Annotated in this window: 19 protein-coding genes; 16 read left to right on the forward strand and 3 right to left on the reverse strand. The window is 68.4% G+C overall.

Features of this window, described 5'->3' with window-relative positions:
- Positions 1-57: 57 nt before the first annotated feature.
- The 11 genes from AC1ROD_RS04790 (at position 58) to AC1ROD_RS04840 (ending at position 11284) form a co-directional block, all read left to right on the forward strand.
- Positions 58-531, forward strand: coding sequence for a DUF4112 domain-containing protein (locus tag AC1ROD_RS04790; protein ID WP_492947107.1), 474 nt, complete (start codon positions 58-60; stop codon positions 529-531).
- A gap of 317 nt (positions 532-848) precedes the next feature.
- On the forward strand, positions 849-2342 hold the full coding sequence (locus AC1ROD_RS04795; protein ID WP_492947108.1) for a DUF2793 domain-containing protein: 1494 nt from the start codon (positions 849-851) through the stop codon (positions 2340-2342).
- A 154-nt stretch (positions 2343-2496) separates the two neighbouring features.
- The gene (locus tag AC1ROD_RS04800) at positions 2497-2787 is read left to right on the forward strand and encodes a hypothetical protein (protein ID WP_492947109.1); all 291 of its coding nucleotides are present in this window, start codon (positions 2497-2499) and stop codon (positions 2785-2787) included.
- 329 nt (positions 2788-3116) lie between these two features.
- Positions 3117-3950 (forward strand): flagellin, encoded by an 834-nt coding sequence (locus AC1ROD_RS04805; RefSeq protein WP_492947110.1) that lies wholly within the window; start codon positions 3117-3119, stop codon positions 3948-3950.
- Between the two features lie 92 nt (positions 3951-4042).
- Positions 4043-4324: a flagellar protein FlaG gene (locus tag AC1ROD_RS04810; protein WP_492947111.1), complete on the forward strand. Its 282-nt coding sequence runs from the start codon at positions 4043-4045 to the stop codon at positions 4322-4324.
- A gap of 154 nt (positions 4325-4478) precedes the next feature.
- Positions 4479-5309: a flagellin gene (locus AC1ROD_RS04815; protein WP_492947112.1), complete on the forward strand. Its 831-nt coding sequence runs from the start codon at positions 4479-4481 to the stop codon at positions 5307-5309.
- Positions 5310-5597: 288 nt separating this feature from the next.
- Positions 5598-8420, forward strand: a complete 2823-nt coding sequence (locus AC1ROD_RS04820; protein ID WP_492947113.1) for an NHL repeat-containing protein — start codon at positions 5598-5600, stop codon at positions 8418-8420.
- Positions 8421-8517: 97 nt separating this feature from the next.
- On the forward strand, positions 8518-9198 hold the full coding sequence (locus tag AC1ROD_RS04825; protein WP_492947114.1) for a hypothetical protein: 681 nt from the start codon (positions 8518-8520) through the stop codon (positions 9196-9198).
- Complete coding sequence (locus AC1ROD_RS04830) at positions 9198-9599, forward strand: hypothetical protein (RefSeq protein WP_492947115.1); 402 nt, start codon at positions 9198-9200, stop codon at positions 9597-9599. Before AC1ROD_RS04825 ends, AC1ROD_RS04830 begins: the two co-directional genes overlap by 1 nt.
- A gap of 203 nt (positions 9600-9802) precedes the next feature.
- Positions 9803-10291, forward strand: a complete 489-nt coding sequence (ssb, locus tag AC1ROD_RS04835; RefSeq protein WP_492947116.1) for a single-stranded DNA-binding protein — start codon at positions 9803-9805, stop codon at positions 10289-10291.
- An 87-nt stretch (positions 10292-10378) separates the two neighbouring features.
- Complete coding sequence (locus tag AC1ROD_RS04840; RefSeq protein WP_492947117.1) at positions 10379-11284, forward strand: DMT family transporter; 906 nt, start codon at positions 10379-10381, stop codon at positions 11282-11284.
- A gap of 10 nt (positions 11285-11294) precedes the next feature.
- Here the strand turns inward: AC1ROD_RS04840 and AC1ROD_RS04845 are convergent, their stop codons facing one another.
- Positions 11295-11885 (reverse strand): superoxide dismutase family protein, encoded by a 591-nt coding sequence (locus tag AC1ROD_RS04845; RefSeq protein WP_492947118.1) that lies wholly within the window; start codon positions 11883-11885, stop codon positions 11295-11297.
- A 121-nt stretch (positions 11886-12006) separates the two neighbouring features.
- On the opposite strand from AC1ROD_RS04845, the gene gyrA reads away from it, so the two are divergent.
- Entirely contained in the window at positions 12007-14796 is a 2790-nt protein-coding gene (gene gyrA / locus AC1ROD_RS04850) for a DNA gyrase subunit A (RefSeq protein WP_492947119.1), read from the forward strand.
- A gap of 4 nt (positions 14797-14800) precedes the next feature.
- Positions 14801-15604 carry an aminotransferase class IV gene (locus AC1ROD_RS04855; RefSeq protein WP_492947120.1) on the forward strand — a complete coding sequence of 268 codons (804 nt, stop codon included), beginning with the start codon at positions 14801-14803 and terminating at the stop codon, positions 15602-15604.
- A 3-nt stretch (positions 15605-15607) separates the two neighbouring features.
- Here AC1ROD_RS04855 and AC1ROD_RS04860 read toward each other — a convergent pair whose 3' ends face one another.
- Together AC1ROD_RS04860 and rpmE are read right to left on the reverse strand one after the other, a co-directional pair.
- Positions 15608-17140, reverse strand: coding sequence for a L,D-transpeptidase family protein (locus AC1ROD_RS04860; protein ID WP_492947121.1), 1533 nt, complete (start codon positions 17138-17140; stop codon positions 15608-15610).
- A 210-nt stretch (positions 17141-17350) separates the two neighbouring features.
- The gene (gene rpmE / locus AC1ROD_RS04865; protein ID WP_492947122.1) at positions 17351-17575 is read right to left on the reverse strand and encodes a 50S ribosomal protein L31; all 225 of its coding nucleotides are present in this window, start codon (positions 17573-17575) and stop codon (positions 17351-17353) included.
- 127 nt (positions 17576-17702) lie between these two features.
- Here rpmE and AC1ROD_RS04870 point away from each other — a divergent pair, with 127 nt between their 5' ends.
- The 3 genes from AC1ROD_RS04870 (at position 17703) to AC1ROD_RS04880 (ending at position 20900) form a co-directional block, all read left to right on the forward strand.
- Complete coding sequence (locus AC1ROD_RS04870) at positions 17703-19550, forward strand: ABC transporter transmembrane domain-containing protein (RefSeq protein ID WP_492947123.1); 1848 nt, start codon at positions 17703-17705, stop codon at positions 19548-19550.
- Between the two features lie 77 nt (positions 19551-19627).
- Positions 19628-19984, forward strand: coding sequence for a hypothetical protein (locus AC1ROD_RS04875; RefSeq protein WP_492947124.1), 357 nt, complete (start codon positions 19628-19630; stop codon positions 19982-19984).
- A 46-nt stretch (positions 19985-20030) separates the two neighbouring features.
- Entirely contained in the window at positions 20031-20900 is an 870-nt protein-coding gene (locus AC1ROD_RS04880) for a TIGR01459 family HAD-type hydrolase (RefSeq protein WP_492947125.1), read from the forward strand.
- Positions 20901-20918: the final 18 nt, after the last annotated feature.

The raw sequence follows: 20918 nt of genomic DNA on the forward strand, positions 1-20918 counted from the left end.
GCCTTTTTGGTGAACGCGGTTCGAGATGGGGCGTTGGGTATCCGCTGCGGAGGGAAGATGGCCAGGCGGACGATCAAGGATATCGAGAAAATCTGGTCCAATGTCGAGGGCGTCAAAAAGCTCTCGGACCGGGCGGTCGGCATCGGCCCGTTCGGCATCGGTCTGGATGGTCTGCTGGCCTTCGTGCCGGGGGTGGGGCTGGTCTATACGGTCGGAGCCGCCGGTTGGCTGCTGATCCAGGCGGCGCGGGCCAAGGCCTCGCCCTCGACCTTGCTGCAGATGACGACCTGGCTGGGGCTGGACACGGTCACCACCCTGACCGGCGAGGCCTTCTTCCTGCCTGCCGATGTGATCGACGTCCTCTTCCCCGGGCACCTTCTGGCGGCCAAGGCCCTGCAGAAGGACATCGCCTCGACCCACTGGGTGGAGGGCTCGGAGCGCGACGCCAAGGCTTCGGGCGAGCATGAACGGCATCTCGAGACGGTCCGTGGCGACCGCAAACTCAAGCGCGTCGTCTATCTGCACGACTGAGCGATTTTTTCGACCCGCGGACGCATCCGGACCCTTGGGGCTGACGTAGCTCACGCGACCGGGCGTGCGGGACGGTTCACCCCTCCCGAGCGGTCCTGACAGCCGCGTCCCGGTCAGCGGGGAGACCACACGAGCCCTTCCACGGTCTCCCCGCACCCCTCCATCAGGCGCCGATAGGGCGCCTCGATCCGGCGGGCGCACGTAGCGTCGGGCCAAAACCGCCACGATTTCCGACTGTTGAACTGAAAGCATCGGCCTGAGCCCGCCCTGGTCGGCGCCGGCAGGACACTGATCTCCGCAATCGATGGAGATCGGAAATGAGTGACGACGCCAGCGCCCGTCTGGGCCTGTCCTATCTGGCCGCGGGCCAGCTTCAGAAACATGTGACCCTGAACGAGGCCCTGACCCGGCTCGACGCCCTGATTCAGATGCGGGCGGTCAGCCGTTCGACGGCGGCCCAGCCGGCGTCACCCGCCGACGGGGCGCTCTACATCCTGCCCGCCTCGCCGACAGGGACGGTCTGGGCCAGCCGCAGCGCCGGCGACCTGATGCGGTTCGAGGCGGGCGGCTGGACGACCGTCACGGTTCCCGACGGCGCCCTGGTGTGGATCGCTGACGAGGACCTCTTCGTCGTGCGCGACGGCCCCGCCTGGGTCGCTCTGGGCCAGAGGCTGGGCGCGGTCCAGGGGCTGACCCGGCTGGGCCTGAACACCACGGCGGATGCGACCAACCCCTTCGCGGCGAGGATCAACAAGGCGCTGTGGACCGCGATCAATGTGGGTGACGGCGGCGACGGTGATCTGCGCATGACTTTCAACAAGGAGGCGGCGGCCGATGTCCTGTCCCTGCTGTTCCAGAGCAACTGGGGCGGCCGGGCCGAGCTGGGCCTGATCGGCGACGACGATCTGACGCTGAAGGTCAGCGCGGACGGCTCGACCTGGCGCACGGCCCTGACCGTGGACCGGTCGACGGGGGCGGCGGCCTTCCCGACCGGCTGCGGCCGGGCGGAGACCACGGTCCTGACCAGCGGCGCCACCTGGACTGTGCCCGCCTGGGCGCGGCGGATCGAGGCGGTGGTCGTCGGCGGGGGCGGGGGAGGCGGCTCGGGCTGCGCCGGGGCATCGGGAGCCAGCCGGTTCGGCGGCGGAGGCGGCGGTGCGGGCGGCGCCTGCACGGCCGTGTGGACGGCGGCGGATCTGGCCTCGACCCTGACGGTCACCGTGGGCGCCGCAGGCTCGGCGGGGGCTTCGGTCGCATCGGGGACCGGCAACGCGGGCGGAACGGGCGGGGGGAGTGCGATCGCCAGCGGCGGCGTGACTCTGATCAGCGCGCCAGGCGGGGTGGGCGGGGCAGGGGGCGGCGCGTCCTCCGGGACCGGCGGCGCGGGCGGGGCGGGCTTTCCGGCCTCCAACGGCGGCGGCGCGGCTTCGGTCACGGCGACCTCCGGCGTCGGTGCGGCCCTGACCCGGCCGGACGGCTCGGGCGGCGGCGGCGCGGGTGGCGGTCTCGATTCCGCCAATACGGTTCGGGCCGGAGGCGCGGGCGGAGCGGGCGGCAGCCTGGCCACCCCGGCCAACGGCGGTGCGGGCGGCAATGCGGCCGTGGGCTCCGCCGGAACGGCGGCCTCGACGCCTGCACGCTCCTGGGCCGGCGGCGGCGGCGGCGGCGGGGGGGCCTCGACCACGACCGGGTTTGCCGGCGCGTCCGGTGCGGCGGGCGCAGGCGGCGGGGGAGGCGGCGCTGGCGTGACCGCTTCGGGCGCCGGAGGGCCAGGGGGCATGGGCCTGGTTCGGCTGACCGCGATCGGATGAGCCCGATGACAGCGGATCCCCCCGAAATCGAACTGCTGGACCCGGAGGTCTTCGAGGCCCCGCGCCGGCTCTCCCGCGACGATTGCCGCGAACACCTCGGAGGCGACGGCTGTCGTCGTGCGCCTCCGACCGACCCTGAACAGGATGACGACCGATGACCGACCTGCAAACCCCGCCCGCCTCCCAGCCCGTCTCCCAACCTGCGCCATTGGCGGAGGGGCGCTGGCTCTGGCGGCGCGTCTATGTGTTCGGCGTCAGCCTGGGCCTGTGGGGCCTGCTGGCTGGAATCGTCCGGACCTCGACGCCGCAGACCCTGCCGCATCTCGCCGACGGGCTGATGGGGCTGCTGGCCCTGCTGCTCATCCTCTACCTCGTGGCGCCCACCGCTGAGCAGTTGCTCGAACTCATCGCGGACATGCAGCCGAGGCTCGGAAGGGAGCGCTGAGCGTCCATCCTCCGCCATTGTCCGTGAGCGGACGAGGTGAAGTGGCGGTGTTTGGCGGTGTGGCGGTGTTTTCAAACCGCCAAACCCGGCAATCCGTGCCGGGCTCCCGGCAATTTTTGCCGCCGTCGCGGCTTTCACCCGGCAGGGCTTGCCGGGTCCAAAGCGTGGTTAAGCGAAAGTACCGTAAGAAAAACAACGAAACCCGGCTCTGGCACGGTGTCGAGAGCGAACGGCGGTGTCTGGCGCGGCCCTTGCTCAGGGTCTCTCCGAGCAAAATGCTCCCGACGGCTAAAATGGCGGTCGGACACCTTGAAACAAGGACTATGGTCATGGCTGTGAACAGCGTGAACACGAACGCGGGCGCTCTGGTCGCCCTGCAAAACCTGAACGCCACGAATACCGAACTGGGCACCGTCCAGTCGCGTATCAACACCGGCAAGAAGGTCAACTCCGCGAAAGACAACGGCGCTATCTGGGCTATCGCCCAAGGTCAGCGTTCGGAAATCTCGGCTCTGGGCGCCGTCAAGGACTCCCTGGCCCGTGGTTCGTCCGCCGTGGACGTCTCCATCGCTGCCGGCGAGTCGGTCTCCGACCTGCTGACCCAGCTGAAGGAAAAGGCCCTGGCCGCGACCGACAAGTCGCTGTCGACGGCTTCGCGCAGCGCCCTGAACGAAGACTTCAAGGCGATCCGCGATCAGATCACCACCGTGGTCACCAACGCCAAGTTCAACGGCATCAACCTGCTGGATAACTCCACGGGCACCGCCGGCTACAAGGCGCTCTCGAACACCACCGGTTCGACCATCAAGGTTGCCGGTGAAAACCTCTCGCTGGGCGGCGCCAACGTCACCGTCGCTGCGACCACCACCATCGGCACCTCGACCCTGGCCACCACGGCTCTGGGTCTGGTCAACGCCTCGATCGACAAGGTCTCCGCCTCCCTGGCTCGCCTGGGCACCGGCGCCAAGTCGCTCGAAACCCATGCTACGTTCGTCGGCAAGCTGTCGGACGCCATGGAAGCGGGCGTTGGCAACCTGGTCGACGCCGACCTCGCCAAGGAAAGCGCTCGTCTGCAGTCGCTGCAAACCAAGCAACAGCTGGGTGTGCAGGCTCTGTCGATCGCCAACCAGTCGACGTCGGTCCTGCTGGGCCTGTTCCGCTAATACACTCTCGGAAGGGCGGGACTTCGGTCCCGCCCGACCTTGACCCTTCATCCTCATCAGGGAGCCGAATCTAGCACTCGGCGCAGGGAGTCATGGAAACCAATGCAAAGCTGAGTCTTGTAATCCCCCCTCCCGCCGTCGCGCCCGCGACGACCGGAAACGAACCCTCCGTCCCCCAGGCTTCCAGTGAAGTCGAACAGGCCGCCCAATACCGGCTGGTGATCGAGGAAGGCCCGACCATCGGGTCGTTCATCTACAAGACCATGGACAGCGCCACCGGCGAGATCGTCCGTCAGTTCCCCCGGGAACAGGTGATCCGCATGGCGGAAGCGAAGAAATACGATGCGGGATCGGTGATCGACACCACCGCCTGACAACCGAACCCGACGCTCCGGCGCGGGGATCGAAACAAATCTTTCGCCACCCAGGGAGCCCCTGGCGTGGTTAAAATGCGTGGTTATCGCGCGTTAACCATCCGCTCACTTGTTAACCATAAGCTGGCTGGAACTTTCCGGGGCTATCAAAACGATGAGCAACAGCGTCCTTACCAATTCCGCAGCCGCGATCGCGCTGCAGAACCTGACCACGACCAACAACAAGCTGACGGACGTGCAAGGCCGTATCAGCACCGGATTGAAGGTCCAGGGCGCCAAGGACAACGCCGCGGTCTGGGCTATCGCCCAGAGCCAACGCGCCGACGTCGGGGCCCTGGGGGCGGTGAAGTCCAGCCTGGACCGCGCGACCTCGATCGCCGACGTGGCCCGCTCCGCCGGCGAATCGGTCTCGGACCTGCTGAACCAGCTGAAGGAGAAGGTCGTCGCGGCCAAGGATCCTTCGCTGACGACCCAGTCGCGCAAACTGCTCAACTCCGACTTCAAGGCCCTGCTGGGCGCGATCAAGTCGGCGGTCGACAACGCCACCTTCGACGGCGGTAACGTCCTGAACGGCTCCCTGCCGACCGGGCTGAAGTTCCTGGCCAACTCCGACGCCAGCGCGTTCGTGACCCTGTCCACGCAGAACCTGAGCCTGTCGGGTTCGATTCTCAGCCTGGGCATGGCCGACAGCCTGCTGACCATGACTGGGGCGACCACCGCCCTGAACAAGCTCGACAATTCGATCACGGCCGTGAACGCGGCGCTCGGCGCGCTTGGCTCGCAGGCCAAGCAGATCGAGGCGCACAACACCTTCGTATCCAAGCTGACGGACACGCTGGAATCGGGCATCGGCAACCTGGTGGACGCCGATCTGGCCAAGGAAAGCGCCCGTCTGCAGGCGCTGCAGGTTCAGCAGCAGCTCGGCGCGCAATCGCTGTCGATCGCCAACCAGTCGCCGCAGGTCATCCTCAAGCTGTTCCAGTAAGCGCGGATCAGCGCCTGGGCTGAGGCGCTCCGATCATCACCGGGGCAGGGCGGCGACGCGGCGCATGGGCGCGGTCGCCGAACCCGTAAAGCGCAAGAAAAGACTGAACCACCGACGGAAAGCTCATCGCGACGCTCCAGAGTATCAAGAGCGAAGGCTGACGAGGCGAACGCTCGTCGAACCCTGCTCTCCTGAGACGCGAGGAACGCACGATTCCATGCCCGGTTCCGAGTCCGTGTTAACGGTCCGTTGCCTCTCCCCTGCGATACTGCCAAGTCGGAGGTTCGTGTGACATCGGTCAACAACGGCTATCTTCTGGGTCTGTTCGGCGGGAGCTATGACGCTTCGAGCGCCACCGCCCTGACGTCCGCGATCACGAAAAAGGCCCAGCCGACCGCGCCCTGGTCCACCGGCGTCAAGGCTGCGGACCCCTCGGCCCTGGTGCGTTCGGCCCTCGCCGGCCGCAACATCATCAACGAGAACGCCGCCCAGCTCGATGTGAAGGGCGCGTCTGCCGACTACAAGAAGCTGTTCGCCATGTACCAGGGTCTGGAGACCCTGAGCGCCCTGGCCAACCGCGCCTCGACCAGCGGCCTGACCTCCAGCGAGACCGCCCTGCTGCAGAAGCGCTTCGCCTCGGGCATGGCTGAGCTCAGCAAATACATGACCACGGCCGATCTGGACGGGGTCCGCATCGTCCAGGGGACGGCCGCTGCGACCAGCAAGACCACCGCAGCCGTGCCGCGCGACAGCGCCGTCTCGATCACGGGGCCCGTCCACGAGGGGTCTCTGGATACGCCGGTCGCCGCGTTCCAGGGCGACACGAAATTCAACATCACCATCAAGGTGCCGGTCGGGCTGTCGACCAACACCACCACCGTTCCGATCGATCTGTCGAACATGGGGTCAACGCCCCGCACGATGGACAACGTTCTGGAATACATCAACAAACAGCTGTCCGATGGTGGCTTCCAGACCCGGATCGGTCGCCAGCAGATCAAGGAAGATCCCAAGACGGTCCAGGTCAACGGCAAGGCGGTCACCCTGCCGGCCGGACCCGACAAGTGGGCCCTGGCGATCCGTGGAACCTCGACGGAGACCGTGGGCTTCACCGCCGACCAGACCTCGGACGCCGTCTATGTGGTTCAGCAGGCGGGCAATGCGGCCGTGACCACGACGACCACGGTCAACGGCGTCAAGACGACCAAGACCACGACCGCCTCGACCCTCACCAACCAGATCCTGAAGTTCCAGGTCGACGGCGGCGATGCGCCGGAGCCGACCGCGGGCAATGTGGGTGAGACCCAGTGGGTCGACGGCCGCCTGTCGCAGGAAACCCTGCCCGAAGGCGTCCAGACGGTGCGGGCCAGCGCCGTCGGCCCCGACGGCTCGCTGTGGATCGTCGCCGACGTCACCGCCGGACCGGACACCCAGCCGATCAAGGGCGTCCAGGACGTCGCCCTGATGAAGTACGACAGCGCCGGCCGTCTGGTCGCGACGCGGGCCCTCGGCGCCGCCTCGACCGCCAGCGGCTATGCCCTGGCCATCGACGCCAACGGCAATGTCGCGGTGGCGGGCTCGGTCACCGGCGCGCTCAACACCTCGACCACCGATGCAGGCAAGACGGGCGACGTCGCGGGCGTCGCCGACAGCTTCGTGACCGTGTTCAACAAGGACGGCGAGGAGCAGTGGACCCAGAGGCGCGGCGCCCGGTCGGCCGATGAGGCGACCTCGGTCAGCTTCGGCGCTAACGGCGTCGTCTATGTCGCCGGGCGTTCGCAGTCGGCCATGACCGGCGCGGTCAGCGTCGGCGGCTGGGACGGCTATGTCCAGGCCTTCAAGGCCGCCGAGCCCTATCCGACCGCCGGCATCGTCTCCAAGTCCATCGGCGTGACCCAGTTCGGCACCGGCGGCGACGACAGCGTCGACGCGACCGTGGTCGACGGAAACAATCTCTATACGGCCGGCGTCGAGAACGGCCGCGCGGTGGTGCGCCAGTTCACCCTCGGCGCCGACGGCGTGCCGACCCTGGCGGCGACACGTGATCTGGGCCTGATCAGCGGCGACATCGCCGGCATCGCCGTCGCCGACGGCAAGGTCATCCTGACCGGGACCAGCCGCGACAGTGGCCTGTCGGCTGGCACGGCGACCAACGCCAACTCGGGCGGCAAGGATGTCTTCGTCGCCTCCCTGTCGACCAATCTGACCCCGGCCGCCAGCGATCGGCTGAGCTGGTACGGCACGGCGGGCGAGGACACCGCCGCCGACGTCAAGGTTCATGACGGCAAGGTCTGGATCACGGGTATCACCGGCAAGACCGAAGGCGCGCTCGCGACCGATCCGACCAAGGGCTATCTGGCCCGACTCGACCCGACGACCGGGGCGGTCGAATACGAGCAGAGCTGGACCGGCGTCGGCGATCAGGCCAAGCCCGCCACCCTGGCCGTCGCCTCCAACGGCGCCAGCGTGCTGGACCGGCTGGGCCTGCCCCAGGGCGAAATCGACCAGAGCGATTCCAAATATCTGACCGCCGCGACCTCGCTGCGGGTCGGCGACCGCTTCTATATCAGCCCGCCCGATGGCGGCCGGGCAGTGCCCGTGACCATCGAGGCCAAGGACACCCTGGCGACCCTTGCCCGCAAGATTTCGGTCGCCTCGGGTGGCAAGCTGAAGGTCACGGTCGCCTCCGAGGGGGGGACCGTCACCGGCAAGGAGGGCGAGACCACCACCACGACCGGCGGCTTCCAGCGCCTGTCGATCACTGCCAAGGACGGCGTCAAGGGCGCGATCCTCACATCGGGCGAGACGGGCCGCGACGCCTTGGCGGGCCTCGGGCTTTCGGCCGGCTATATCGGCCTGGCGACCGTCGACAAGTCGATCTCGACCTATGGCATGGGTCTGCCATCGAACCTGACGCTCAATGACGCCGCCTCGATCAAGACCTCGGGCGAGAAGCTGCAGGCTGCGCTCAAGGCGGTGCGCGACGCCTATCGCGCCCTGGCCCCGGTCGATCCGACGACGTCGGCGGCCAGCGGCACGGTTCCGGCCTATCTGACCGCCCAGATCTCGAACTATCAGGCCGCCCTCTCGCGGTTGACCGGCGGTTCCTGAACGGCGCCGGGTTCTTCGGGGTCGCAGCCTGACGGTTGGCGGTTGACCTCAAGGGCGAGGACGGGGTTATTGAGGCGCAGGTCCCCGCGAGTGCTCCATGGCGTTTCCCAACGACAATCGAACCATCATCGCGATCGGCGCCGGCCTGGTCGTCGTCGCCGCGGTGGTGGCGGGCCTGGTCTTCGCCGGCGGGGGGGACAAGACGCCTGAAGCGCCCCCTGCCTCCCGGGGCGGACTGAACATCGACCTGGCCGAGGCCCCGGTGCTGGAGACGACGCGCCAGCTGCGCTGCTTCGTCAACGGCCAGTTCGTCGGCATGGCCACCCTCGCCGACTGCGCGCGGCGCAACGGCCTGGCCACCGACGCCCTCGATGTGGGTCTGGACGAGACCGGCGCCCTGGCGGCCGCCCCGACCGCCGCCTTCGCCCCGCCGCCGGCCGCGCCTGCCGCCGATCCGGTGGTCGAGGTTCCGACCGCCACAACTCCGACCGACGCCCACCCGGCGCCCGCCCAGACCGCCGTCGTCAACGGCAGTCCCTGCCTGCGTTACACCGGGAACGAGTGGCGCACTGTCTCCACGGGGGGTACGCTCGGTCAGTGCGTCCAGGCCCTCTATGCCGGTCAGTGCGTGGGCCGCCCGGGCGACGCCCAGTACGGCCGCTGGGGCGACCAGACGCTGCGACTGGTCCCGCGCCGCGTGGAACAGTCCAGCGACAACAACCGTTTCCGCGTCCTCGCCGAACAGGACCGCAGTTGCCAATTCCCGGGATTGAACTGATGCGCCTCTCTTCCGTCGTGATCACCGGGGCCCTGACCGCAGGCCTGCTGGCCGGCTGCTCCACCCAGACCAAGGCCCCGTTCGATCAGGGCGTCTGCTACAGCGTCGCCCTGCCGGACGCGGGCGAGAAGGCAGAGCCGCGCTTCAACGTCCTGGCCCGCGACCAACCGCAGATCGAAAGCTGCGCCGCGCGGCTGGAGGATATGCGGCTTCGGTTCCTGAGCATGGGCGGATCGAATAACGACATCGTCGGCGCCTATCAGGGCCAGTTCATCTTCATCGATCGCGCCGGCGTCTGGTTCGGCAAGACCCTGGAAGGTCAGCGCTACTTCGCCCTGGCGCGGACCGGTGACGGCCGTCTGGCCACGCCCGGCACGATCGAGCGCGCGCCGGCCCAATAAGAGCGGTCGAGTCACGCCGGTTTCCGGCCTGCCTGCCAAGAACAAAGCTGGAACATCCACAAGCTTTCGTTTAGGATGCCTTAACGGGGGGTGGCTTGGCGGCCGTGGCGCGCTAGGCCGGTCCTCCGACGACTGATCGTCGGACACGGCATTCAAGCAAGCCGCAGCCCGGACGGGCGCGGGGCAGACAACGAGAGAGCATCATGGCGGGCAGCGTCAACAAGGTCATTCTGGTCGGCAACCTGGGGCGCGACCCCGAAATCCGGTCGATGCCGAACGGCGACCGCATCGCCAACTTCTCCTTGGCCACGTCGGAGACCTGGCGCGACAAGTCCTCGGGCGAGCGCAAGGAAAAGACCGAATGGCACCGCGTCTCGGTCTTCAACGACAACATCGTCAAGGTCGTTGAAAACTATGTGAAAAAAGGATCGACAGTCTACGTCGAGGGCTCGCTGCAGACCCGCAAGTGGACCGACAAGGACGGCGTCGAGAAGTACACGACCGAGGTCATCATCGGCCGCTTCAACGGCCAGCTGACCATGCTGGGCGGCCGTGACGGCGGCGGCGCTTCGCAGGGTGGCGGCGGTCGCGGCGGCGACGACGACTATTCGTCCGGCTTCTCCACCGGCGGCGCCAAAAAGCCGTCCGGCCCGCGTGAAAGCTACGACCTGAACGACGACATTCCGTTCTGAGGCTTCGGCTCTTCAGATCCAGACCTTGCAACGTCGGCTCACGGATTGTGAGCCGACGTTTTGCGTTCAGCATGCGATAGGCGGACGGTGACCACGCCCGATAAACCGCACAGCCCGCTGACCCTGCTCGAGATCGCCGCCATCGTGGCGATCATCGTGATCTGGGGGGTGAACAACGCCGGGGCCAAGGTGGCGACCGAGCAGATGTCGCCTCTGCTGGTCGGGGCGATTCGTTTCGGTATCGCCAGCCTGTGTCTCGCGGGCTTCATCCGGCCGCCGTTCCCGGACTGGAAGAGCCTGCTGATTATCGTCCTGGTCGGGGGCTCGCTGCAGTACGGCCTCGTCTACACCGCCTACTGGCTGGCGCACGACGTCAGTCCGGTGACGGTGGCCAACCAGCTCTGGATCCCGTTCACGGCCCTGTTCGCCTTCCTGCTGCTGAAGGAGCGCCTCAGCCGGGCGGCCATGGTCGGGATGGTCGTGGCCTTTGTCGGCGTCGGCTGGATGACCCTGGACGCCCATGCGCTGCAGGACTGGCGCGCCATCCTGGTGGGGATCGCCGCCGCCGCCGCCTGGGCCCTGACCACCGTCGTCGCGCGCCGCACGACCTCGATCCCGCCGCTCAAGATGCAGGCGATGCTGGCGGTTGGCACCCTTCCGGTCATGGCCTTTGGATCCGCCGTGTTCGAACACCATCAGATTGAGGCGGTGAAGGCGGCGACTCCGATCGTCTGGATCTCGTTGCTCTGGGCCGGGATCGTCTCGTCCGTTCTGGCGACGACCCTGCTGTTCTGGCTGGTGCAGAGGCGTGAGGCCGGGCGGGTGACGCCCTATCTGCTGGCGACGCCGGTGGTGTCGATCCTGATCGGCTGGGGTCTGATGGGCGACGTCCTGACGCCCCAGATCCTGACCGGCTCGGCCATCGCCATGGCCGGGGTCGCGGTGGTGGCCCTGGCCGAGCGGGGCTTGCGCGCCGGCGCGGCCAAGGCCTGAACCACAGCGCCTAGCGGGCGGTGACGACCACCGGCTCGAACACGCCGCAGGCGATGCGCGCGCCCGCGCCGCCGATCGGCTGGCTCACATAGTCGTCAGCGTTGGCGTGGACGACGAACGACAGGCCGTTGGCGTCGACATAGTCGCTTTCGTGGGCGTCCAGACCCTCCCACGCCAGATAGACGTCGGCATTGGCCGCGCCATCGGCGGCGGCGAAGACGTTCTGCAGATCGCCCAGGTCCGGGCCGCCGTTCTTGTTGAGCAGGCCGTGCGGGCGCGCGCCCTCGGCGTGGTTCACATGGCCGCCGGCCGAGGTGAAGCCGGGCGCCTCGCAGTTGCCGACGGCGTGCAGGTGGACGGCGTGCCAGCCGGCGGGCCAGCCCTTGCCGACGACGCGAAAGATCATCCCCTTGGGCCCCTCATAGCCGGTCACCGTGCCCGCATCGGCGCCGTCCGCCGTCTTCAGCGAAGCGATCACCACGGCCTGCGGCGGCGGGGCGGGGGTGGGGGCAGCGGCGGGCGCCGCGGTCTGGGCGAGAGCCGCTCCGGCTCCGAGAATCGAGGTGGTTGCGAGGATGGCGGCGAGGGGGAGGGCGCGCATGGAATCTTCCTTTCACGGACGACGTCGAAACAGGCGTAAACTTTGCCTCCGGACGCCACGGATGCTAGAAAACCGGATAGCGGATCACGTTCCGATTCCGGCCATTTAAAGCCTAAACTCCTTGACCGACGACAGCTACGAAAACGCCGCACCTCCTGCCGGACCGAGCGGCGGTTCCGACATTTCGACCATCACGATCGAGGACGAGCTGAAACGCTCCTACCTCGACTATGCCATGAGCGTGATCGTCAGCCGTGCCCTGCCGGACGCGCGCGACGGCCTGAAGCCGGTGCATCGCCGCATCCTCTATTCGATGCACGACCTGAACATGACGCCCGAGCGGTCGTACTCGAAGTGCGCGCGCGTCGTCGGTGACGTGCTCGGCCGCTTCCACCCGCACGGCGACGCCTCGGTCTATATGGCGCTGGTGCGCATGGCCCAGCCGTTCTCCATGGGTCTGATGCTGGTCGACGGTCAGGGCAATTTCGGCTCGGTCGACGGCGATATGCCGGCCTCGATGCGGTACACGGAAGCGCGCATGGCGCCGGCTGCCGTGGCCCTGCTGGCCGATATCGACAAGGACACGGTCGATTTCCAGCCGAACTACGACGAGAAGGAGCTGGAGCCGGTCGTCCTGCCGTCGCGGATCCCGAACCTGCTGGTCAACGGCGCGGGCGGCATCGCCGTCGGCATGGCGACGAACATCCCGCCGCATAATCTGGGCGAGATCGTCGATGCGGCCGTGGCCCTGCTGGACGATCCGAACATCTCCGACGACGCCATTCTGGACATCGTGCCCGGTCCCGACTTCCCGACGGGCGGCGAGATCATGGGCCGGACCGCGCCGCGCAACGCGCTCCGCGACGGCCGTGGCTCGGTCATCGTACGCGGCAAGGCCTCGATCGAGACGATCCGCAAGGATCGCGAGGCCATCGTCGTCACCGAACTGCCCTATCAGGTCAACAAACAGACCCTGATCGAGCGCATCGCCGAAATGGTCCGCGAGAAGCGGATCGAGGGCATCTCTGACGTCCGCGACGAATCCGACCGTCAGGGCATGCGGATGGTGATCGAGCTGAAGCGCGATGCGTCCGGCGACGTGATCCTGAACCAGCTGTGGCGCTACACCGCCATGCAGTCGTCGTTCGGCGTCAACATGCTGGCCCTGAACCACGGCCGGCCCGAGCAGATGGGCCTGCGCCAGCTGCTGGAAGCCTTCCTCGAATTCCGTGAGGAAGTCGTGGTCCGCCGGGTCAAGTTCGAGCTGGCCAAGGCCCGCGACCGTGGTCACGTCCTGGTCGGTCTGGCCGTCGCCGTGGCCAATATCGACGAGGTCATCCACATCATCCGCTCGTCGGCCGATCCGGCCGAGGCGCGTCAGCGCCTGCAGGACCGCGCATGGCCCGTCGGCGACATGATCGCCCTCGTCGAGCTGATCGCCGATCCGCGCTCGATGCTGATCGACGGCGACAAGCTGAACCTGACCGACGAACAGGCCCGCGCCATCCTGGCCCTGACCCTGTCGCGTCTGACCGGCCTGGGCCGCGACGACATCTTCGGCGAGGCCCGCGGCTTGGCCGACACCATCCAGGGCCACCTGACCATCCTGTCGGACCGCGCCAACATCCTGGCCATCATCCGCGAGGACCTGCTGGCGGTGAAGGGCGAGTTCGCCGTGCCGCGCCGCACCCTGATCGGGGAGGGCGACGCCGAGATGGAGGACGAGGACCTGATCCCGCGCGAGGACATGGTCGTCACCGTCACCCACGGGGGCTACGTCAAGCGCGTGGCCCTGAACGCCTATCGGACCCAGCACCGCGGCGGCAAGGGCAAGTCCGGCATGACGATGAAGGACGAGGACGCCATCACCGGCGTCTTCTCCGCCTCGACCCATACGCCGGTGCTGTTCTTCGCCACCAACGGCAAGGCCTACAAGCTCAAGGTCTGGCGCCTGCCGCTGGGCGGGCCGACCTCGCGCGGCAAGGCCTTCGTCAACCTGCTGCCGATCGAGCCGGGCGATTCGATCATGAACGTCCTGCCGCTGCCCGAGGACGAAGCGACCTGGGGCGACTACGACATCATGTTCGCCACCAAGTCGGGCGACGTGCGTCGCAACAAGCTGTCGGACTTCGCGACGGTCAACCGCGCCGGCAAGCTGGCCATGAAGCTGGAAGACGACGACCACATGGTCGGCGTCGCCCTGTGCACGGCCGAGGACGACGTCCTGCTGACCACGGCGCTGGGCCGCGCCATCCGCTTCAAGGCCGACGACGTCCGCGTCTTCAAGGGTCGCGACTCGACCGGCGTGCGCGGCGTCCGGCTTCAGGACGGCGACGAGGTCATCTCCATGGCCGTGCTCGGCCGCGTCGACGCGACGCCGGAAGAGCGCGCCGCCTACGTCAAACACGCCAACGCCATGCGCAAGGCGCTGGCGGGCGGCGAGGGCGACGATGAGGCCTCCGCGCCGGAAGCCGATGACGAGGTGGTCGGCGACGCCGCCCTGACCGTCGAACGCATCGCCGAACTGGGTGCGGCGGAGCAGTTCATCCTGACCGTCACCGACAGTGGCTTCGGCAAGCGCTCCTCGGCCTATGAGTACCGCCGCACGGGTCGTGGCGGGCAGGGGCTGACGGCCCACGGCCTGGGCGGTCGCGCGGGCACGCGTCTGGCCGCTGCCTTCCCCGTGGAAGACACCGACGAACTGCTGATGGTCACCTCCAGCGGCCAGATGATCCGGACCCGGGTCGGACAGGTCCGCGTGGTCGGCCGCTCCAGCCAGGGTGTCACCATCTTCAAGACCGCCGACGGCGAGCGGGTGGTCTCGGTCGAACGTCTGGCGGAAACGCCGGGCGACGATGACGCGGGCGGTGACGAAGGCGGTGAAGGCGTCGAGGGCGGCGGCGAAAGCTGATCGCATGACCGGGTTCCCGCCGATCCTCATCGACGGCGAACCCGCCTCGACCGACGACCTGACCTATCTGGCCTTGGTCAACTACGGCGCCTACACCTCGTTCCGCGTCGAAGACGGCGCGGCGCGGGGCTTGGGCCTGCATCTGCAGCGGCTTGAGGCCTCGGCGGTCGAACTGTTCGGAGAAAGCCCGGGCGAGGCCCGTCTGCGCGATCTGATGCGGCTGGCGGTCGAGGGGCGGGACGCCTGCTGGCTGCGGGTCAGCCTGTTCTCGCCCGAGCTCTGGGCGCGGACGCCGTCGTGGCGCGGCGTTCCCAAGGTCATGACCATGGCGGCCGAACCGCCGCCGCCTCTGGCCGCCTCGCTGCGGCTGGCGACCCGGGTCTATTCGCGCGACAGCGCCCATCTGAAGCACACGGCCCTGTTCGGCCTGATCCAGTCGCGGCGACAGGCGCGCGACGACGGCTTCGACGACGCCCTGTTCCTCGACCAGGCGGGGCTGATCTCGGAAGGCAGTCTCTGGAACATCGGCTTCGTGAAGGGCGACACGGTGATCTGGCCCGAGGCGCCGATGCTGGCGGGCGTAACCCAGGCTCTGATCGAGGCCGGGCTGGCGAGCGTGGGTCTGAAATCGGAGACGCGGCCCGTGCATCTGTCCGATCTGGCGGACTTCGATCAGGCCTTCATCTGCAACAGCGCGACGCCGGCGTGCGCCGTGACGGCCGTCGGCGATCACGTCTTCTCGGGCGATCCGGTCCTGATCGAACGGTTGGAAACGGCCTGGGCGTCGAATATGCCCGAGGCCATTTGAACCCTACGGCCCGACGTCGTTGGCGACGGCGGCGCCGTCATCGACCGGCACGGGCAGGTTGACGGCGATGCCCAGGGCCTCGGCCAGCTTCTGGTCGCGCTTGTACACGTCCTCGCGGAAGGCCACGCGCTGCTGTCCGTCGACGAAGGCCGTCCAGTAGAGCAGGCGCACGGTGATCTCGCGGCCGGTCTGGATGCGTTGGGTCTCGCGGGTCTGCTGGGCCGTGTCGAACTCGGCCAGACGCAAGGGATCGGGCGACAGCAGCAGGCGCGCGAACTCGACCGCGCCCTGGACCCGGACGCAGCCGTGCGAACGCTGGCGCGTGGCGAGGTCGAAGGCGCCCTTGGCCGGGGTGTCGTGCAGGAAGATGGCGTAGCTGTCGCGCAGCTCGAACTTCACATAGCCCAGCGCGGCCTGCGGGCCGGCGCGTTGGATCACCTGACCGTTCTGGATGTACATGTCCCGGGCGGCCAGATAGGCCGGGCCCTGGGGCAGGATCTCGCGGCGAGCGATCCCGGCCGGGACGTACCAGGGCGGGTTCGCCACGACCGAGGCGAAGGGCTTTTCGAGGCTGGGGGTCTGGTTCTCGGCCGAGCCGACGACGACGCGGTTGGAGTGAACCGGACGGCCGTCCTTCCAGTAGACCATGATGGCGGCGGCGGTGTTGACCTCGATCCGCTCGGGATTGAGCTCGCGCTTCAGCCAGCGGCGGCGTTCCAGGTTCAGGGCGATCTGACGGGCGCGGTCGTCGGACGAGGCGCCGAGCGAGCGCTGGGTGCCGGTGCCGATCCGGGCATCGGGCAACAGGCCGTGGCGCTGCTGGAAGCCGCGCACCGCCGTCTGGAGTTCGTCGCCATAGGTCAGGCCCTGGGCCTTCAGGCGGGCGCCGTCGGCAGCGGTCATGTCGCCCTCGGCGACCAGACGCTCGATCAGGACGGGGATGCGGACGTCGCTCATGCCCGGCTCGATGCCGGCGCCCTGATTGAAGGTTGGCCAGCCACCGGCGCGGCTCAGGCGGCGATAGCGCAGATAGCCGTTCGACAGGTTGGTATAGCCGATGTCGGTGGGCGGCAGGCCGTCGAACCAGGTCGCCAGCTGGTTCTGCGCCAAGGCGTTGTTCAGGCCGGTCGGCAGGTCGACGCGGTTCTTGCCCATCTCCCACAGGTCTTCCACGTCCTCGGGACGGACGCGGCCCTCGGCGAGGACGCGGGCGTAGGTGAGGACCGCGGCGGTGGTGCGCACGTCGCTGGAGGCCGGATCGGCGGCCAGACCCACGAAGTCGAAGAAGTCGGTCGCCGCCAGGCCGTGGTTCTCGGATTTGCGGGCGACGGCGTTCAGCGCCTGCATCTGGGCCGGGGTCCAGACGGCCTTCCAGCCATTCGCCGTGTAGAAGGCGCGGACGTCATCCTGGATGTTGGCGGGCAGACGGGCGATCTGGGGCGTGTAGACGGCCTGGCCGCCGGGCGCCGCGGCGGGCTGTGCCGGACGGGAACGGCGGAACTGGGCGGCCTGCGCGGACCCCGCAGCAGAAACCATCGCCGCTGTCGCGATGCCGAAACCCAATTCCCGTCGATTCATCTCAGTCCGCTCTAGATCGGTCCGCCGCCCCAAAGACCGCCCCCAGGACGACGAACGCACTGATGTTACCGAGGTTCAACGCAAACAAAAAGCGCCGGTCGCAGGACCGGCGCCTTTCGTGATCCCAAAAGCGCAGTGCCGGAAAATGGGGCCTGCGCTGGAACCGGCTCACTTCTTGATGAAGCCGCCGAACTTGTTGTTGAAGCGCGAAACGCGACCACCGCGGTCCAGCATCTGCTGGTTGCCGCCGGTCCAGGCCGGGTGGGTCGACGGGTCGATATCCAGGTTCAGCACTTCGCCTTCCTTGCCGTAGGTCGAACGCGTTTGGTACGTCGAGCCGTTCGTCAGGGTGACGGTGATGAAGTGGTAGTCGGGGTGCGTATCCGCTTTCATGGTCGTTCAGCCTCTGGCGCGATGACGATGCCGACCGTCGGTGCGCATAAATGAGAAAACCCGCCAGCAGGGGCGGGAATGAGCGGCGGCGTTTACACCGCAGGGCGTTCCGGGGCAAGAGGCGGCCATGACCGACGTTTCGCCGACCGCCACGCCCGCCGACGTTCAGGGACGCCCCGGGGCCGGCGCCCTGTTGGTCGAGCAGCTGGGCGAGGCTGGATCGCGACGCCAGAAGCGCAAGGACATCCGCCCTCTGGGCCGGCTGCTGCCCTATCTGGGCAAGCACAAGCTCGACGCCCTGTTCGCCCTGTTCTGGCTGCTGGCCTCGACGGGGGCGTCGCTGGCCCTGACCGCAACCGCGCGCGGCGCTATCGATCAGGGATTCGCCGGCGGCGGATCGCACATCAATCGCTGGTTCCTGCTGCTGGGCGTCAACGCCCTGATCCTCGGGGCCGCCACCGCCATCCGCTACTTCTATGTGACCAAGACCGGCGAGCGGATGATCGCCGACATGCGCACCGCCCTGTTCGGCCGCATTCTGACGCTGGACCCCTCCTTCTATGCCAAGATGCGCACCGGCGAGGTGCTGAGCCGCCTGACCACCGACATCGCCCTGGTCGAGACGCTTCTGACCACCTCGGTCTCCTTCGCGCTCCGGAACTTCCTGACCCTGGTCGGAGGCATCGGCATGCTGTTCGTGGTCAGTCCCAAACTGACCGGGCTGGTGCTGCTGATCGCCCCGGTCCTGCTGGGACCGGTCTTCCTGTTCGGGCGCACGGTCAGGAAGCTGACCGTGGCCTCGCAGGACCGGTTCGCCAATGCGGTCGGATTCGCGGGCGAGAGCGTCGACGCCATCGAGACGGTCCAGGCCTTCGGCCGCGTCGGCTCGGCCATCGCCCGCTTCGGCGCGGCGGTGGAAGCGGCCTTCGCCGTCTCCCTGACCCGGATGAAGGCCCGGGCCCTGATGACCGCCCTGGTCATCGTGGTCATGTTCGGCGGCGTGACCCTGGTGCTCTGGCTGGGGGCGCAGGACGTGGTCCGGGGCGCGATGTCGCCCGGCGCCCTTTTGCAGTTCGTCTTGCTGTCGGTCTTCGTCGCCGGGGCCGTGGGCGCGCTCGGCGAGAGCTGGGGCGACGTCCAGAAGGCCGCCGGGGCGATGGAGCGGATCGACGAGCTGATGCGCGCCACGCCCGACATCGCCGCGCCGGAGAAGCCCGTCGCCCTGCCCAGCCCGCCGCGCGGCGAGGTGTCGATGTCGGCGGTGGCTTTCGCCTATCCGGGCCGTCCCGACCTGCCGGCCCTGAAGGGCTTCTCCCTGACCGTCCGGCCCGGCGAGACCGTGGCCCTGGTCGGTCCGTCGGGGGCCGGCAAGTCGACCGTCTTCCGCCTTCTGCTGCGCTTTTACGATCCGCAGGCCGGGGTGGTGTCGGTGGACGGCGTCGATGTGCGCGCCGCCGATCCGACCGCGGTTCGAAACCGCTTCGCCTGGGTGTCACAGGAGGCGCCCCTGTTCTCGGGCTCTGCGCTGGAGAACATTCGCTTCGGCCGCGAGGACGCCTCGGAGGAGGAGGCCCGCGCCGTGGCCGCCGAGGCCCAGGCCCTGACCTTCATCGACGCCCTGCCGGAAGGCTTCGCGACGCCTCTGGGCGAGCGCGGCAAGAGCCTGTCGGGCGGCCAGCGCCAGCGCCTGGCCATCGCCCGCGCCCTGGTCCGCGACGCCCCGATCCTGCTGCTGGACGAGGCGACCAGCGCGCTCGACGCCGAGAACGAACGTCTGGTGCAGGTCGCGCTGGATCAGGCGATGGAGAGCCGCACCACCCTGGTCATCGCCCACCGACTGGCCACCGTGCTCCGCGCCGACCGCATCGTGGTCATGGAGGACGGCCGGGTGGCGGAGGAGGGGACCCATGCCGAGCTGGTGGCCAAGGGCGGCCTCTACGCCCGGCTGGCCAAGCTCCAGTTCCGCGCGGAATAGTCCGGCCGGCCCGAACTTGGCGGATTGAAATCATCCGCGTTCGGAGCGACTGTCCGCCCCACTGAGGGGAAGACAGTATGCTTTTGATGACCGCGTTCAGCGTGATGCTCGTGCTTCAGGCCCATTCTACACCGACGGAAGCCGATCTGGAGCCGGCCTTCGGCAACACCCTTCTGTCCACCTATCCGGACGGGCGCACCGCGCGGATGTGGCTGCAGCGCGGCGGGCGGTTCGAAGGGCGCGGACGGCGCGGCGGGCTCAGCAGCGGCACATGGCGCGTGCGCAACGGTCAGGTCTGTTTCAGCCAGCGGCGACCCGTGCCCCTGCCGGGCTCCTTCTGCACCCCGATCGTACCCGGCGGCATCGGCGCCCACTGGACGGCGAAGGCCGTGACCGGTGAAACCATCCGTGTGGATCTGATCGCCGGTCGATAAGGCCTCCCGCCTTCACCGGAGCGGCCGGGCAGTCTAGAAGCCCGCCATGACCCAGCCTCACGCACTCTCCGGCCTCGGCGCCGTCGCCGCCGACTATGACGTCCTGCTGTGCGACATCTGGGGGGTGATCCACAACGGCCGCGAGAGCTGGCCCGAGGCCTGCGAGGCCCTGGCCCGCTTCAACCGCGAGGGCGGGACGGTGGTGCTGATCTCCAACTCCCCGCGTCCGACCCCGGGCGTCGTGGTGCAGCTCGATCAGCTTGGCGTTCCGCGGGAAAGCTGGAAGGCCATCGTCACCTCGGGCGACGCCACCCGTCTCGAACTGGGCAAGCGCGCGCCCGGACCGGCCTGGATCATCGGCCCCGATCGCGACGCGCCTCTTTATGAAGGCCTGGGTCTCGAACGCGCCGAGAGCGCCGAAGACGCCGCCTTCGTCTCCGTCACCGGCCCGACCGACGACGAGGTCGAGACGCCCGAGGACTATCGCGAACGCTTCGCTCCGGCCGCCGCCCGCGATCTGGAGATGATCTGCGCCAACCCCGACCGGGTCGTGCAGCGCGGCGACCGGATCATCTACTGCGGCGGCTCGCTGGCCGATCTCTACGAATCCATGGGCGGGCGGGTGACCATGGCGGGCAAGCCCTATGGTCCGATCTACGCCCTGGCTCTCACCGAGGCGGAGCAGCTGCTGGGCCGTCCGGTCGATCGGTCGCGCGTGCTCTGCATCGGCGACGGCGTGGTCACCGACGTCATGGGCGCCAACCAGCAGGGGCTCGACTGCCTGTTCATCGCGCAAGGCATCCACGGCGACGCGGCGCGCGGCGCCGACGGCAGGCTGGACCCCGCGAAGGCCGCCGACCTGCTCAAGGCCGAGACGACCTATGCCCGTTATGCCGCGCTCGACCTGATCTGGTAGGTTCGGCCTCGCCAAATC

It is taken from the genome of Brevundimonas sp. GW821-FHT12E07 (assembly GCF_058807035.1).